Origin of the sequence: Pseudomonas sp. B21-028, assembly GCF_024749045.1 — a bacterium.
Lineage (GTDB): Bacteria > Pseudomonadota > Gammaproteobacteria > Pseudomonadales > Pseudomonadaceae > Aquipseudomonas.
Map to the genome: position 1 here is coordinate 6,142,852 of NZ_CP087184.1, position 13,598 is coordinate 6,156,449.

Here is a 13,598-nt window from a genome sequence, read left to right on the forward strand (position 1 = left end):
GCTTGCCGCTTGAAGCTGCTTCATTGCGCCCAGCGCAGTTGCGTGGGCAAGGGTGAAACGGGTTCGGGTTGCGGCGGTTGGCCGGGCAAGGACAGCACGCGGTTGAGGACTTCGGTCTCCAGGGTCGCCAGGCGATGAGAGCCGCGAATCCGCGGGCGTGGCAGATCGATGAGCAGATCGAGGCCGATCCGGCCGTCTTCGATCAGGATCACCCGGTCGGCGATGGCTACCGCTTCGCTGACGTCGTGGGTGACCAGTAGCACCGTAAAGCCGTGTTGCTGCCACAGGCGTTCGATCAGTTGCTGCATTTCGATGCGGGTCAGGGCGTCGAGCGCTCCCAGGGGTTCGTCGAGCAACAACAGGCGCGGCCGATGAATCAATGCGCGGGCCAGGGCCACCCGTTGCTTCTGGCCGCCGGACAATGCCGCCGGCCATTCATCGGCACGGTCGGCCAGGCCTACCGCATCCAGCGCCTGCAATGCCTGGGCTCGCCAGTTGCCTTTGAGCCCCAGGCCGACGTTGTCGATGATTTTCTTCCAGGGCAGCAGGCGCGCCTCCTGGAACATCAAGCGGGTGTCCTGTTGCGCGGCGCTCAACGGCGCCGAGCCTGCCAGCAGTTGACCATCCGAAGGTTGATCGAGGCCGGCCAACAAGCGCAGCAGGGTGCTTTTGCCGCAGCCGCTGCGACCGACCACCGCTACGAATTGTCCGGCCGGGATATGCAGGTCGATGTCTCGCAGCACCTGGCGCGAACCGAAGGTTTTCTGCAGTTGGCGCACCGCCAGTGGAATGCCTCGCAACAGGCGTGGGGGTTGTTGGGCGGTCATGGGGCGTTCCCCTTGCTCACCTGATACGCCGGATGCCAGCGCAGCCAGACCCGCTCAAGTCCACGAGCCGCCAGGTCGGCCAGCTTGCCGAGCACGGCGTACAACAGAATCGCCAGCACCACCACGTCGGTCTGCAGGAATTCCCGGGCATTCATCGCCAGGTAGCCGATGCCGGAGCTGGCGGAGATGGTTTCCGCAACGATGAGCGTCAACCACATGAAACCCAGCGCAAACCGTACCCCCACCAGGATCGAAGGCAACGCGCCCGGCAGGATCACTTGGCGAAACAGGCTGAAGCCGGACAAACCGTAGCTGCGAGACATTTCCACCAGCGCCGGATCGACATTGCGGATGCCGTGGTAAGTGTTGAGGTAGATCGGAAACAGCGTGCCAAGCGCCACCAGGAAAATCTTCGCCGACTCGTCGATGCCGAACCACAGGATCACCAGCGGAATCAACGCCAGGTGCGGCACGTTTCGCACCATCTGCACCGAACTGTCCAGCAGGCGTTCGCCCCATCTCGACAAGCCGGTGATGAAGCCCAGCACCAGCCCGATACTCCCACCGAGCAGGAAACCGGCCGTCGCCCGCCAACCGCTGATCGCCAGGTGGGTCCAGATTTCACCGCTGCGCACCAGGTTGACTCCGGCCTCGACCACTGCCACCGGGGCGGGCAGGATCCGCGTGGACAACCAGCCCGCTGAAACCGCCAGTTGCCACACCGCCAGCAACAGTAGCGGCAGAGCCCAGGGCGTCAGGTTGTGGATAAGTTTCTTCATGGCCGCCTCAGCTCTGGGATGCGGCTTTAGGGAGAATGTCACTGGCGACCATTTCCCCGAACGGACTGACATAGCCCTGGCCCTTCGGCAGCTCCGGACGCTCTACGTCCAGATGCGGAAACAACAGCTCCGCCACGCGGTACGACTCTTCGAGGTGTGGATAACCGGAGAAAATAAAGGTGTCGATCCCCAGGTCGGCGTACTCCTTGACCCGCGCCGCCACCGTCAGGCCGTCGCCCACCAGCGCCGTACCGGCACCGCCACGCACCAGTCCGACACCGGCCCAGAGGTTGGGGCTGACTTCCAGCTTGTCACGCCGCCCCCCATGCAGCGCGGCCATGCGCTGTTGGCCCACCGAATCGAAACGCGCCAGGGAAGCCTGGGCGCGGGCAATGGTGTCGTCGTCCAGATGGGAGATCAGCCGGTTGGCGGCTTGCCAGGCTTCGGCGTTGGTTTCGCGCACGATCACATGCAGGCGTATGCCGAAGCGCACGGTACGGCCGAGTTTCGCGGCTTTGACACGCACCTGTTGGATTTTTTCTGCCACGGCGGCAGGCGGCTCGCCCCAGGTCAGCACCATTTCCACCTGCTCGGCAGCGAGGTCCTGGGCCGCCTCCGACGAACCGCCGAAATACAGCGGCGGACGCGGTTGCTGGATGGGCGGGTAGAGCAGCTTGGCACCCTTCACGCTGATGTGTTCGCCGTCGTAGTCCACGGTTTCGCCTTCCAGCACACGGCGCCAGATGCGGGTGAATTCCACCGAAGCCTGATAACGCGCCTCGTGATCCAGGAACAGGCCATCACCGGCCAGCTCTTCCGGATCACCACCGGTCACCAGGTTGAACAGCGCCCGGCCACCGGACAACCGGTCCAGGGTCGCCGCCTGACGCGCCGCTACCGTCGGGGAGATGATCCCGGGGCGCAGGGCAACGAGGAATTTCAGGCGTTGAGTCACTGGAATCAACGACGCGGCCACCAGCCAGGAATCCTCGCAGGAGCGTCCGGTGGGAATCAACACGCCGCCGAAACCCAGTCGATCCGCCGCCTGGGCAATCTGTTGCAGGTAGCCGTGATCAACGACGCGGGCGCCTTCGACGGTGCCCAGGTAATGGCCGTCGCCGTGAGTAGGCAGGAACCAGAAAATATTGAGGCTCATGAGTGCTCTCCTATAGGGGCCGATTACTGCGCGTTCGCAACGGCCGTCGGCGGCGTCCAGATCACGTCCCGGATGCTCAGGGGCTTGGGAATCAGCTTGAGTTGGTAGAAGGTGTCGGCAATCTTCTGCTGCGCCGCGACCACTTCCGGCGTGAGGAACAAGGCCCCGAACCCCTGGCGCTTCATCGACGTCAGGGTGATCGGCTCAGGCAGGCCGAGCAGTGGCGACACCTGTCGGCTCACGTCTTCGGGGTTGGCCTTGGACCACTCCCCCACCGCGCGCACTTCCTCCACCAGGGCGCTGATGACCTGGGGATTTTTCTGCGCATAGGTTCGGGTGGCGAGGTAGAACTGATGGTTGTCGACGATGCCTTTGCCGTCGCGCAGGGTGCGCGCCTGCAATTGTTGTTCGGCGGCAGCCTGGTACGGATCCCAGATCACCCAAGCGTCGACACTACCCCGCTCGAAGGCGGCACGGGCGTCGGCCGGCGGCAGGAACACGGTCTGGATATCGGCATATGCGAGGCCGGCATCCTCCAGCGCCCGCACCAGCAGGTAATGGACATTGGAGCCTTTGTTCAACGCGACTTTCTTGCCCTTGAGGTCCTGCACCGAATGGATCGGCGAGTCCTTGGGCACCAGAATGGCCTCACTGTTGGGGGCCGGCGGTTCATAAGCGACGTAGAGCAGATCGGCCCCGGCAGCCTGGGCGAACACCGGCGGGGTTTCACCCGTGACACCAAAATCGACGGAGCCGACGTTCAGGCCTTCAAGCAACTGCGGGCCGCCCGGAAACTCGGTCCATTGCACGTCAACGCCTTGGGCGGCGAGGCGTTTTTCCAGCGTGCCCTTGGCCTTGAGCAGGACCAGGGTGCCGTATTTCTGATAACCGATCCGCAAGGTCTCGGCTTGAGCCTGGGTAATGACGCCGAAGGACACAGCCGCAGCAAACAGAGCGACCAGCCCGCGACGCAAAATGACAGAGCGCATGGCGCTTCTCCTTTTTGCTGTGGGTTTGGCTGCACCTGCTGGGCCGTTGGCGGCTGAGTAAGGTGAGTTGAATCAGGTATCGGGTTCAGATGCTCCAGCGAGCACTCAACAGGCGTTCGTTCAACATGCTTGGCTCCAACGGCTTGGAGCGACGGGCCATGGCGCTGTAAAACTGCTCCAGCGCCTCATCCAGCCGTTGCTGCAGGGCCGGCGCCAACTGCGCCTGGGCGCTGCTTTCGCCGTAGGCGATCTGGCTGTCTTCGGCAAAGATCCCCTGGAGCATTTCCTGGGCCTTGAGCGCCGACAGCACTGGCTTGAGCGCGTAATCCACTGCCAGCATGTGGGCGATGCTGCCGCCAGTGGCCATGGGCAACACCACTTTATGGCTCAAGGCACGCTCGGGCAGCAGATCCAGCACGGTCTTCAACGCGCCGGAAAAAGACGCCTTGTAGACAGGTGTCGCGATCAACAGGCCATCGGCATTTTCGATCTGCTGGAGCAGGTCGATGACCTTCGGGCTGTCGAAGCGGGCATGGAGCAGATCTTCGGCCGGAAAATCGCGCACCCGATAGCCCACCACTTCCACACCGTGCTGTTGCAACCAGCGCTGCGAGCGTTCCAGCAGTACCCCGGAGCGGGAACGCTGGCTGGGACTGCCACCGAGTGAGACGACCAACATGCCTGCCATTTCCTTAACGCGCTGTGCGATTCGCAGTGGGCGATCTCGCTGGATGGGTCAAACCATAGCAGGGCGCTTATATATCCATAAATCATATTTATTCATTTATTTATTCAATTAGGAAATATACGGTGATCTTTTTCCAAGCCACAAAAAAAGGCCGTCGAAACGGCCAGAACCCTTGGGTGTATGGAGAACCTGTGGGAGCGAGCCTGCTCGCGATGGCGGCGTGTCAGTCAGCATGAAGATTTACTGATCACCGCTGTCGCGAGCAGGCTCGCTCCCACAAAAGTTTTGCGTCAGCGATTAGGCTGCGGCGTCAGGCGCAGGTACGGCTTCACGGCGCGATATCCTCTGGGGAAGCGCTGTTTGAGCTCTTCTTCATCCTTGAGCGACGGCACGATCACCACTTCATCACCGTCCTGCCAGTTGGCCGGCGTGGCGACCTTGTGGTTGTCGGTCAGCTGCAAGGAATCGATCACCCGCAGGATTTCGTTGAAATTGCGCCCGGTGCTGGCCGGGTAGGTAATGGTCAGGCGAATTTTTTTGTTCGGATCGATCACAAACAATGAACGCACGGTCAAGGTATCGCTGGCATTAGGGTGGATCAGGTCGTACAGGTCCGACACCTTGCGGTCGGCGTCAGCCAGGATCGGGAAATTGACGACGGTATTCTGGGTTTCGTTGATGTCCTCGATCCATTTGTGGTGCGAATCCACCGGGTCGACCGAGAGGGCAATGGCTTTGACGCCGCGCTTGGCGAATTCATCCTTGAGCTTGGCGGTGAGGCCCAGCTCAGTGGTGCAGACCGGCGTAAAGTCCGCCGGGTGAGAAAACAACACACCCCAGCTGTTGCCAAGCCACTCGTGGAAGCGGATTTTGCCGGCGCTGGATTCCTGTTCGAAGTCGGGGGCGATGTCGCCCAGTCTAAGGCTCATGGTGTGGCTCCTGGATGAGATCTTGTGGAGCCTGACTGTGCCTCGGTTCCGGCGGTTTTAAAAAGAATGAATATTGATCTCTCTAGATTTTTTGTGAATATAAAAAACTGTTCACTGGCCCTGATGTACCTATGGGCTCAACATCCCCGACGAGGTTTCGAGAAGGCCTCGAGTTGCTGTAAAGAGGAGACGCTTCGGGGAAGGCTACAGGGGTGGGCTTGACTCGAAACGTAAAAGCCCCGCCCGGCGTTATCGGGCGGGGCTTTTTTTGTTTTGTATTCACATTACGGAAATTATTGCCGCGATTTCAGGACGAACGGCTAGGATAGGCAGCATGAACAATCAAGCCTTGCTGACGTATCTGCAAAACCATCTGCCCGATTTATTGGCCGTGTACCTGTTCGGCAGCCACGCACAGGGAACCGCCGGACCTCATAGCGATGTCGATATCGCTGTGCTCGTACCCGGTCATGTCGACCCGGTGTTTTTATGGCAGCTTTCGGGAGACCTGGCGGATATCGCCGGGAGCCCGGTCGATCTGATCGATCTGCGCGCGGCAACCACTGTGATGCAATACCAGATCGTGACCGGAGGTCAGCGCTTGTGGGCCAAAGACGTACAGGCGGGGTTGTTCGAGAGTTTCATTCTCAGTGAAAAAACCGCTTTCGACACAGCCCGGGCGGGTCTACTCAAGGATATTCACGAAGAAGGCACCGTGTATGGTCGATGATGTATTGATCAACAAAGCGGCAAGCATCGAGCGTTGCGTCGCCAGGGTACGAGAAGAGTACGAGAAAGATCCCTCCACCTTCGCCACTGATTTCACCCGTCAGGATTCGGCCGTCCTGAATATTCAGCGTGCATGTGAAGCGGCGCTGGATATGGGTCAGCATTTGATTCGCCGGGAGCGCCTGGGAGTGCCACAAAGCGCTCGGGACGTGTTCGAGCTACTTTTTCAAGGTGGCTGGGTGGCGGAAGGCCTGGTGAAGAATCTGAAAAACATGGTGGGTTTCAGAAATATCGCCGTGCATGATTATCAAGCCCTGCAACTGCCGATCATGGTCGCCATCATTACCCGGCACCTGGATGATTTTCTGGAATTCAGCGCATTCATCCTACGTAAGGATTCGACAAGGTCCGCCACCTGAACCAAAAAACGCAAAAGCCCCGCCCGGCATGTGCCGGACGGGGCTTTTTTACGGCTCTACGTCTTACATGAAGTTGTAAGTGTAGTTGAAGATCAGACGGGTCTGATCCTGGCTGTCGCCAGCGCCGCTGCTGCGGTAGGTACCCTGACGCAGGGTAGTACCGAAGCCTTTCAATGCGCCTTGCTGGATCACGTAATCCACACGCATGTCGCGTTCCCACTCGGAGTAATCGCTACCACCAGCAGTAGACGATTTGACATCGTCACCACGCAGGTAGGCAACCGAGGCTTTCAGGCCTGGAACGCCCAAGGAAGCGAAGTCGTAGGAGTATTGACCGAAGGTGGTGTTTTCACCGGCACGGACAAACCCGTTGATCATGCTGTCGGTGAACAGGTAGAAGCTCGCGCCACCGGCACCTTCGGGACGACCGTTGCTATTAACCACATTGCCCTGGTTCAGGTAGACGAAGCCACCGTCATCACCGACTTGCTGGTGACCCAACAGGAAAGCACTGCCACCCAGGGTGTAGGTGAACATGGCACTCCAGGTCTTGTTATCGACCTCGCCAGGCTTCTTGGCATACCCGCCGTTGTTGGTGAAGAAGTGAGTCGCGTCGCCGTTACGGCCATCCGAGCTGCTGTCGAAGTAGCGCAGGTCGGTCTTGAACGATTGGCCTTCGCTGATCGGGAAAACGTGTACCGCGCCCAGGAAGTGCTGCTTGTAGTAATCCTGCAGGTTGGCGTAGTAGTACTGCAGCGTCAGGTCTTTGGTGACCTTCCAATCGGCACCGGCAAAGCGGAACTGGTTGCTGTCCTCGGTACCACCTGCGATCGCCAGACCGGTGCTGTTGCTCGACGCCCGGCCAGTGGCATGTTCCAGCTGACCGGCGTTGAAAGTCACGTTGTCGATTTCCTTGGAGGTGATGGTGCCACCTTCAAAGGTCTGCGGCAGCAGACGGCTGTCGTTGGACACCAGGATCGGCAGGTTCGGTGCCAATGCACCACCTACGTGAGCCTCGGTCTTGGAGAACAGCGCCTTGACGTTGCCCGACAAACGGCTCCAGTCATGCACCGCAGCACCATCGGTATCGCTTGGCATATAAGAGCCGGCGTTACGGCCCCTGCCTCCATCGAGACGAATACCCACCAGCGCCTGAGCATCGATACCGAAACCCACGACACCTTGTGTGAAGCCAGACTTGTAGTCGAACTTGAGGCCGGTGCCTGTTTCGCGCAGATCCTCATTGCCATCACGGTTATCGTTATTGAAGTACAGCGTGCGAGAACTGACCGACGCCTTGCTGTCTTCGATAAAACCGGCGGCGCCTGCTTGCTGCGCCAGAACCCCAACGGCCACAGCCAGGGCCAAGGTGGACTTTTTCATGCTTCGCTCCTCTCGTTTTCTAATTCTTTTGTGTATCTGTGGTTCTGGATCGAACGCCCGGAATCCGCGGATGCGCGATTAGCGCCAGACAGTGACTGACAAGTCAATCGCAACCAATTGTGTCTACGACGATGGTCTAACGCCGAAACACCGGCCGGGAGAATAAGGGAAAATTTATAAATCCAAAAAGAATTGTTTCATAAGTTTTCAGTCAATTTAGAGATATGGATGCCGTCAACGCTTCTTCATGGCAGACCCGGCATATCGGCCAGCCTGCGAATACTTGAATGGCTATTTTCCATGCACTTTTTCAGGGCAAAAAGGTTGGACATCGAGGCTCGCCGTGCAAGCCTCGATGTCTCTATCTCAATGCGTCCGGCGCAGCATAGATCACAATCGTGAAGGTTTTGAGACAGACACTTCATTGTCTGAAATCAAAAAGAGTGCAACCCATTGCACGAAAATGGGGCGCATGGAGAGGAGGACCCTACAGGGCTTTCTCGAAGATCTTCGAGTTGCGTTGATAGTTGTACAACGACGCCCGTGCCGCCGGCAGACGTTCAACGCTGCTGGGCTCAAAGCCGCGTTCACGGAACCAGTGGGCGGTACGGGTGGTGAGCACGAACAAGGTCTTGAGCCCTTTTGCGCGAGCACGGCTCTCGATCCGCTCCAGCAGTTCGTCGCCTCGGCCACCGTGGCGGTACTCAGGATTCACCGCCAGGCAGGCCAGCTCTCCGGCGTCCGAATCGGCGATCTGGTAGAGCGCCGCGCAAGCGATGATCATGCCCTCGCGCTCGACCACGCTGAACTGCTCGATTTCCCGCTCCAGCACTTCGCGGGAGCGACGCACCAGGATGCCCTGCTCTTCCAGCGGACTGATCAGGTCCAGCAAGCCGCCGACGTCTTCGATGGCCGCTTCGCGTACCACTTCGAATTGCTCCTGGGCGACCAACGTACCGCTGCCATCACGGGTGAACAGCTCGGCCAGCAGCGCACCGTCCTCGGCATAGCTGACAATGTGGCTACGAGCCACGCCGCCACGACAGGCCTGGGCTGCGGCATCCAACAGTTCGGCCTGATAGTCGCTGCCCAGGCGCTGCATATGGGACGGGACCTGCTGCGGGCGCAACTCGCGCACCAGGCGTCCATCTTCGCCTATCAACCCCTGCTCGGCGCCGAACAGCAGCAGTTTGTCCGCCGCCAGGTCGATGGCGGCCCGGGTGGCGACATCCTCACAGGCGAGGTTGAAGATTTCGCCGGTAGGCGAATAGCCCAACGGCGACAGGAGGACAATGGAGCGCTCGTCCAGCAGGCGATTGATACCCTTGCGGTCGACCCGGCGCACTTCGCCGGTGTGGTGATAGTCCACGCCCTCCAGCACGCCGATGGGCCTTGCGGTGACCAGGTTGCCGCTGGCGACCCGCAACCGCGAGCCCTGCATCGGCGAGGAAGCCATGTCCATCGACAGGCGAGCCTCGATGGCAATGCGCAACTGGCCAACCGCATCGATCACGCATTCCAGGGTCGCGGCATCGGTGATGCGCATGCCGTGGTGATAATGCGGGGTCAGCCCCCGCGCGGCGAGACGGGTTTCGATCTGCGGGCGCGACCCATGAACCAGCACCAGCCGCACACCGAGACTGTGCAGCAGTACCAGGTCATGGACGATGTTGCCGAAATTGGGGTGCTCCACCCCGTCTCCAGGCAGCATGACGATGAAGGTGCAGTCGCGGTGGGCATTGATATAGGGTGAAGCGTGACGAAGCCAATTGACGTATTCGGGCATGAACCTGGACCTGTAATAAATAACAGCCGAAAAAAGACGAAACGGAACGCACAGCAGGCTGATGGTTATCGTCGGAACAGGCTTGGCGACACGCGCGCTCTCCTCATGAATATGGGCCCGGACAGGGGCAATCTAGTAGCCGGCGGTGGCTGGTGTCAGGCAATAGTGTTCGATCAACTGTCGTAACAATTGCACGGTAGGTTGCAGACGTGACATTTCAAGGTGCTCGCCCGGCTGGTGGGCACAGGCAATATCGCCAGGGCCCAACACCAGGGTTTCGCAACCAAGGCGCTGAAGATAAGGCGCTTCGGTGCCGAACGCCACTGCTTCGGCGCGATGACCGGTAAGTCGCTCGGCCACGCGGACCAGTTCGGCGTCCTCGGACTGCTCGAACGGCGGCACATCGGGGAACAGCGGCGCGTAGTCGATCTTGACCTTGTGCCGCTCGGCGATGGGGTTGAGCTTTTGCAGGATGGCCGCCCGCAACACCTGCGGATCCATGCCCGGCAAGGGACGCAGGTCGAACTCCATGGAGCATTGGCCGCAGATCCGGTTGGGATTGTCGCCACCGTGGATACAACCGAAGTTCAGGGTCGGTTGCGGTACGGTGAATTGCGAGTTACGGAACTCGCGCTGCCATTGCAGGCGCAGGCCGCGCAGCTCGCCCATGGCGTCGTGCATGGCTTCAAGCGCGCTGTGGCCCAGGCTCGGGTCGGAGGAATGACCGCTGCGCCCGAGAATATCGATGCGCTCCATCATCACGCCCTTGTGCAGGCGAATCGGCCGCAGGCCGGTCGGCTCACCGATGACGGCGGCGCGTCCCAGAGGCCGTCCGGCATCGGCCAGGGCACGAGCGCCGGCCATGGAACTCTCTTCATCGCAGGTGGCGAGGATCAGCAACGGCTGCTTGAACGGCTGATCCAGCAGTGGCTTGAGCGCTTCGATGGCGAGGGCGAAAAAGCCTTTCATGTCGCAACTGCCCAGCCCGACCCAGCGCCCATCGACTTCGGTGAGCTTCAGCGGGTCGGTCTGCCACAACGCACCGTCGAACGGCACCGTGTCGCTGTGCCCGGCCAGCACCAGGCCGCCGGGGCCGCTGCCAAAGCTCGCCAGCAGGTTGAATTTGCCGGGGCTGACCTGCTGGATATCACAGGAGAACCCTAGGTCGCCAAGCCAGCCCGCCAGCAGTTCGATCACAGCGCTGTTGGACTGGTCCAGTCCAGGCTGCGTGCAACTGACCGAAGGCGCGGCGATCAGGGCAGCGAACTGATCTTTCATGGACGGCAAAGGCATCGCTGGCTCCGGACTCACAAGTTGACACCCATCATAGAACCATCCGGTGCTGGTGTCCTGCATCACAAATACTGTTCTTTTTTGACGGTGTCCGTTGCCGTCATGCTGCGTTGCCGCTCCTCGCCATAGCGGGCTATGACTCGTCGCGGCGCGTAGGACGGAGGAGTCCTGTACACTGCACGGCCTTGGCAGCCACACCTTCCCCCGGCTGCGCACCCGATCCCTGGATTTTCCGGCCATGCAGAAAGAAACCGAAATCAAACTCCGCGTCAGCCGCGAGACCCTGGCAGCCTTGCGCGAGCATCCGCTGCTGAAAAAACGCAACAAAGGCGGCTGGGAACGCCGTGAGCTGATGAACCAGTATTTCGACACGCCCGAGCGTGATCTGGCCCGGGCCAAGGTCGCCCTGCGCCTGCGCCGCGACGGTGAAGAGGTAATCCAGACCCTCAAGACCCGTGGCCAGAGCATCGCCGGCCTGTCCGAGCGCAACGAATACGACTGGCACCTGCCCAAAGCCAAGCTCGACCTGAAGAAACTCGACGGCGAATGCTGGCCCGAGGCCTTGGCCGAACTGGACAAGAAAACCCTCAAGGCCATCTTCACCACCGATTTCGTCCGCGAACGCGCCGAAATCGCCTGGGGTCGCGGCAAAAGCAAAGTAGTCATCGAAGCCGCGCTGGATCTGGGCCATGTCGTGGTCGGCAAACAGAAGGAAGAAATCTGCGAACTGGAACTGGAACTGCGCGAAGGCGAGCCCGCCGCGCTGCTGGAACTGGCCGCCGAACTGGCCGCGACCCTGCCCTTGATGCCCTGCGACATCAGCAAGGCCGAACGTGGCTACCGCCTGCACGATGCAAGCAGCTACGCCCTGAGCCTGCCCGCCCCGCAATTGACCGCCGAAATGCCGCTGGACGACGCCTTCGCCGCGCTGAGCTGGCATTTGCTGGGCAGCAGCCAGCGCCTGGCCGAGCAATACCGCTTCAACGGCCACTGGCGTCTGCTGTTGGATTGGGTGGAAAACCTCGCTGAACTGCGCGCCTTGCTCAGCAGCCTCGGCCAGGCCGCACCACGCCAATCGACCCACGACTTGCGCGTCGCCCTGGACGCCCTGCTGGAAGACTGGCGTCCGCTGGTCCAGGCCGGCCTGGACGACGAAGACGTGCGCAAGGCCGCGCCGGAGCAATTCCTTGAGGAGCTGCAGGACCCGCGTTGGGGCCTGTTTTCCCTGAACGTTTCGCGCTGGCTGCTGGCTCGCGGCTGGACGACCGAGCGCAACACCCGCGGCAATCGCCAGGGCGCGGCGCAACTCAACAGTTGGCTGCCACGGCTGCTGGGCGAGGAAGCCTCATCCCTGCAACTGCAACGCTACCAGCAGCAACCGGAAGACCTGGCCGAACAACTCCCGCGCATCGAGCGCATCCAGGTCTGGCTGCACCATGCCCGTGCGGTGCTGGACATACCTGAGATGGACCGCCTCTACGGCGAGCTGAACAAACTGGCGCAATTGGCCAACGAGCCCATTACCGACGAAGCCCTGGATGCACGCAAGCATCAGGCGATTGCGGTGTACCAGAATCGGGCCTGGAAGATGTTGTTGCGCTTGTAATACCGCCATCGCGAGCAGGCTCGCTCCCACAAGGATCCATGTGGGAGCGAGCCTGCTCGCGATGGGGCCGGAACAGACACAGCAAAAATCAGCGCACCACCGGCAAACTCGTCGTGGACTTGATCTCCGAGAGCGCCACGATCGAGTTCACTTCCTGTATCCCCGGCACCAGCGACAGCTTCTCGAAAAAGAATCGCTCATACGCCTCGATGTCCGCTGTGACGATGCGCAGCAGAAAATCCACCGACCCCATCAGCACATAACATTCCAGGACTTCGGGAAAGCCGCGAATCGCCTCGGTGAACTCGGTGAAGTTCGAACGACCGTGGGCGTTGAGTTTGATTTCGGCGAAAATCTGCGTGTTGAGTCCGATTTTCTTGCGGTCGAGCAACGTCACCTGACCGCGAATGATGCCCTCCTCCTTCATCCGCTGGATCCGTCGCCAGCACGGCGACTGGGACAGGCCCACCTGTTCGGCGATCTGCGCGCTGGACAGTGAGGCATCCTCTTGTAGAAGCGCCAGTATCCTGCGGTCGTAACCATCCAGCTCGCTGTGCATAAATAAACCTATAAAAAATCAAATACAGAATTGAATAATTCACTGACTCGACGAATTCGTTCATCTTAGATAAGAAATACCCCCTCACGCATGTAAATATTTCTCTCCAGCCCAGGAGACCGTCCATGCCCATATTCGAAACCCTCGTCCCGCGCGCCGATGTCTGGCATACCGCCAATGCCCATTGCCGCGTGCAATACCGGTTGCTGGCCGAAGCCGAAGCCGATCTGCTGTGCCGGGCCCTGAACCTGTTCGCCCTGCAGGGCTTGATGCCAGAGCAGGTTCACGTCGAACGCCAGGGCGAACTGCTGGCGATGGAGATCCTCATCGAAGGGTTGAGCTGGCACCGTGCCCAGGTGCTTGCGGAAAAATTACGCAACCTGATCAGCGTGTGCTCGGTGGATCTGCAACGCGCTGACAATGTGTGGTCTGGGCCGGTCCAGGCGACCGCTTAA

At 60.4% G+C, this 13,598-nt stretch carries 14 protein-coding genes; 4 read left to right on the top strand and 10 right to left on the bottom strand.

Annotation, left to right across the window (positions count from 1 at the left end; genetic code table 11):
• Window positions 1-20: 20 nt before the first annotated feature.
• From ssuB to LOY35_RS26815, 6 genes are all read right to left on the bottom strand, one after another.
• Window positions 21-827 (bottom strand): aliphatic sulfonates ABC transporter ATP-binding protein, encoded by an 807-nt coding sequence (gene ssuB, locus LOY35_RS26790; protein ID WP_258629053.1) that lies wholly within the window; start codon window positions 825-827, stop codon window positions 21-23.
• Window positions 824-1,606, bottom strand: coding sequence for an aliphatic sulfonate ABC transporter permease SsuC (gene ssuC, locus LOY35_RS26795; protein WP_258629054.1), 783 nt, complete (start codon window positions 1,604-1,606; stop codon window positions 824-826). Before ssuC ends, ssuB begins: the two co-directional genes overlap by 4 nt.
• A gap of 7 nt (window positions 1,607-1,613) precedes the next feature.
• A complete protein-coding gene (gene ssuD / locus LOY35_RS26800; protein WP_258629056.1) occupies window positions 1,614-2,762 on the bottom strand; it encodes an FMNH2-dependent alkanesulfonate monooxygenase in 1,149 nt (382 codons plus the stop codon).
• Between the two features lie 23 nt (window positions 2,763-2,785).
• Window positions 2,786-3,751: a sulfonate ABC transporter substrate-binding protein gene (locus tag LOY35_RS26805; RefSeq protein ID WP_258629058.1), complete on the bottom strand. Its 966-nt coding sequence runs from the start codon at window positions 3,749-3,751 to the stop codon at window positions 2,786-2,788.
• Window positions 3,752-3,836: 85 nt separating this feature from the next.
• Window positions 3,837-4,430, bottom strand: a complete 594-nt coding sequence (ssuE, locus tag LOY35_RS26810; protein ID WP_258629060.1) for an NADPH-dependent FMN reductase — start codon at window positions 4,428-4,430, stop codon at window positions 3,837-3,839.
• A 299-nt stretch (window positions 4,431-4,729) separates the two neighbouring features.
• Window positions 4,730-5,368, bottom strand: coding sequence for a peroxiredoxin (locus LOY35_RS26815; protein WP_047702500.1), 639 nt, complete (start codon window positions 5,366-5,368; stop codon window positions 4,730-4,732).
• A 334-nt stretch (window positions 5,369-5,702) separates the two neighbouring features.
• Here LOY35_RS26815 and mntA point away from each other — a divergent pair, with 334 nt between their 5' ends.
• Both mntA and hepT read left to right on the top strand, forming a co-directional pair.
• Window positions 5,703-6,098 carry a type VII toxin-antitoxin system MntA family adenylyltransferase antitoxin gene (mntA, locus tag LOY35_RS26820; protein WP_258629063.1) on the top strand — a complete coding sequence of 132 codons (396 nt, stop codon included), beginning with the start codon at window positions 5,703-5,705 and terminating at the stop codon, window positions 6,096-6,098.
• Window positions 6,088-6,516, top strand: coding sequence for a type VII toxin-antitoxin system HepT family RNase toxin (gene hepT, locus LOY35_RS26825; RefSeq protein ID WP_258629065.1), 429 nt, complete (start codon window positions 6,088-6,090; stop codon window positions 6,514-6,516). Before mntA ends, hepT begins: the two co-directional genes overlap by 11 nt.
• 63 nt (window positions 6,517-6,579) lie before the next feature.
• On the opposite strand, the gene LOY35_RS26830 is transcribed toward hepT, so the two are convergent.
• The 3 genes from LOY35_RS26830 to argE form a co-directional block, all read right to left on the bottom strand.
• A complete protein-coding gene (locus LOY35_RS26830) occupies window positions 6,580-7,899 on the bottom strand; it encodes an OprD family porin (protein WP_258629067.1) in 1,320 nt (439 codons plus the stop codon).
• A 487-nt stretch (window positions 7,900-8,386) separates the two neighbouring features.
• The gene (gene argA / locus LOY35_RS26835; protein ID WP_258629069.1) at window positions 8,387-9,685 is read right to left on the bottom strand and encodes an amino-acid N-acetyltransferase; all 1,299 of its coding nucleotides are present in this window, start codon (window positions 9,683-9,685) and stop codon (window positions 8,387-8,389) included.
• A 132-nt stretch (window positions 9,686-9,817) separates the two neighbouring features.
• Window positions 9,818-10,978: an acetylornithine deacetylase gene (argE, locus tag LOY35_RS26840; RefSeq protein ID WP_258629071.1), complete on the bottom strand. Its 1,161-nt coding sequence runs from the start codon at window positions 10,976-10,978 to the stop codon at window positions 9,818-9,820.
• Between the two features lie 238 nt (window positions 10,979-11,216).
• Here argE and LOY35_RS26845 point away from each other — a divergent pair, with 238 nt between their 5' ends.
• A complete protein-coding gene (locus LOY35_RS26845) occupies window positions 11,217-12,584 on the top strand; it encodes an inorganic triphosphatase (protein ID WP_258629074.1) in 1,368 nt (455 codons plus the stop codon).
• An 88-nt stretch (window positions 12,585-12,672) separates the two neighbouring features.
• Here LOY35_RS26845 and LOY35_RS26850 read toward each other — a convergent pair whose 3' ends face one another.
• Window positions 12,673-13,143 carry an Lrp/AsnC family transcriptional regulator gene (locus LOY35_RS26850; RefSeq protein ID WP_047702505.1) on the bottom strand — a complete coding sequence of 157 codons (471 nt, stop codon included), beginning with the start codon at window positions 13,141-13,143 and terminating at the stop codon, window positions 12,673-12,675.
• Window positions 13,144-13,268: 125 nt separating this feature from the next.
• Here LOY35_RS26850 and LOY35_RS26855 point away from each other — a divergent pair, with 125 nt between their 5' ends.
• Window positions 13,269-13,598, top strand: coding sequence for a hypothetical protein (locus LOY35_RS26855; RefSeq protein WP_258629077.1), 330 nt, complete (start codon window positions 13,269-13,271; stop codon window positions 13,596-13,598).

What these genes read in the sequence shown, in the direction of transcription:
- ssuB (WP_258629053.1), bottom strand. Translation starts at nt 827, where the DNA reads ATGACCGCCCAACAACCCCCACGCCTGTTGCGAGGCATTCCACTGGCG.
- ssuC (WP_258629054.1), bottom strand. Translation starts at nt 1,606, where the DNA reads ATGAAGAAACTTATCCACAACCTGACGCCCTGGGCTCTGCCGCTACTG.
- ssuD (WP_258629056.1), bottom strand. Translation starts at nt 2,762, where the DNA reads ATGAGCCTCAATATTTTCTGGTTCCTGCCTACTCACGGCGACGGCCAT.
- LOY35_RS26805 (WP_258629058.1), bottom strand. Translation starts at nt 3,751, where the DNA reads ATGCGCTCTGTCATTTTGCGTCGCGGGCTGGTCGCTCTGTTTGCTGCG.
- ssuE (WP_258629060.1), bottom strand. Translation starts at nt 4,430, where the DNA reads ATGTTGGTCGTCTCACTCGGTGGCAGTCCCAGCCAGCGTTCCCGCTCC.
- LOY35_RS26815 (WP_047702500.1), bottom strand. Translation starts at nt 5,368, where the DNA reads ATGAGCCTTAGACTGGGCGACATCGCCCCCGACTTCGAACAGGAATCC.
- mntA (WP_258629063.1), top strand. Translation starts at nt 5,703, where the DNA reads ATGAACAATCAAGCCTTGCTGACGTATCTGCAAAACCATCTGCCCGAT.
- hepT (WP_258629065.1), top strand. Translation starts at nt 6,088, where the DNA reads ATGGTCGATGATGTATTGATCAACAAAGCGGCAAGCATCGAGCGTTGC.
- LOY35_RS26830 (WP_258629067.1), bottom strand. Translation starts at nt 7,899, where the DNA reads ATGAAAAAGTCCACCTTGGCCCTGGCTGTGGCCGTTGGGGTTCTGGCG.
- argA (WP_258629069.1), bottom strand. Translation starts at nt 9,685, where the DNA reads ATGCCCGAATACGTCAATTGGCTTCGTCACGCTTCACCCTATATCAAT.
- argE (WP_258629071.1), bottom strand. Translation starts at nt 10,978, where the DNA reads ATGCCTTTGCCGTCCATGAAAGATCAGTTCGCTGCCCTGATCGCCGCG.
- LOY35_RS26845 (WP_258629074.1), top strand. Translation starts at nt 11,217, where the DNA reads ATGCAGAAAGAAACCGAAATCAAACTCCGCGTCAGCCGCGAGACCCTG.
- LOY35_RS26850 (WP_047702505.1), bottom strand. Translation starts at nt 13,143, where the DNA reads ATGCACAGCGAGCTGGATGGTTACGACCGCAGGATACTGGCGCTTCTA.
- LOY35_RS26855 (WP_258629077.1), top strand. Translation starts at nt 13,269, where the DNA reads ATGCCCATATTCGAAACCCTCGTCCCGCGCGCCGATGTCTGGCATACC.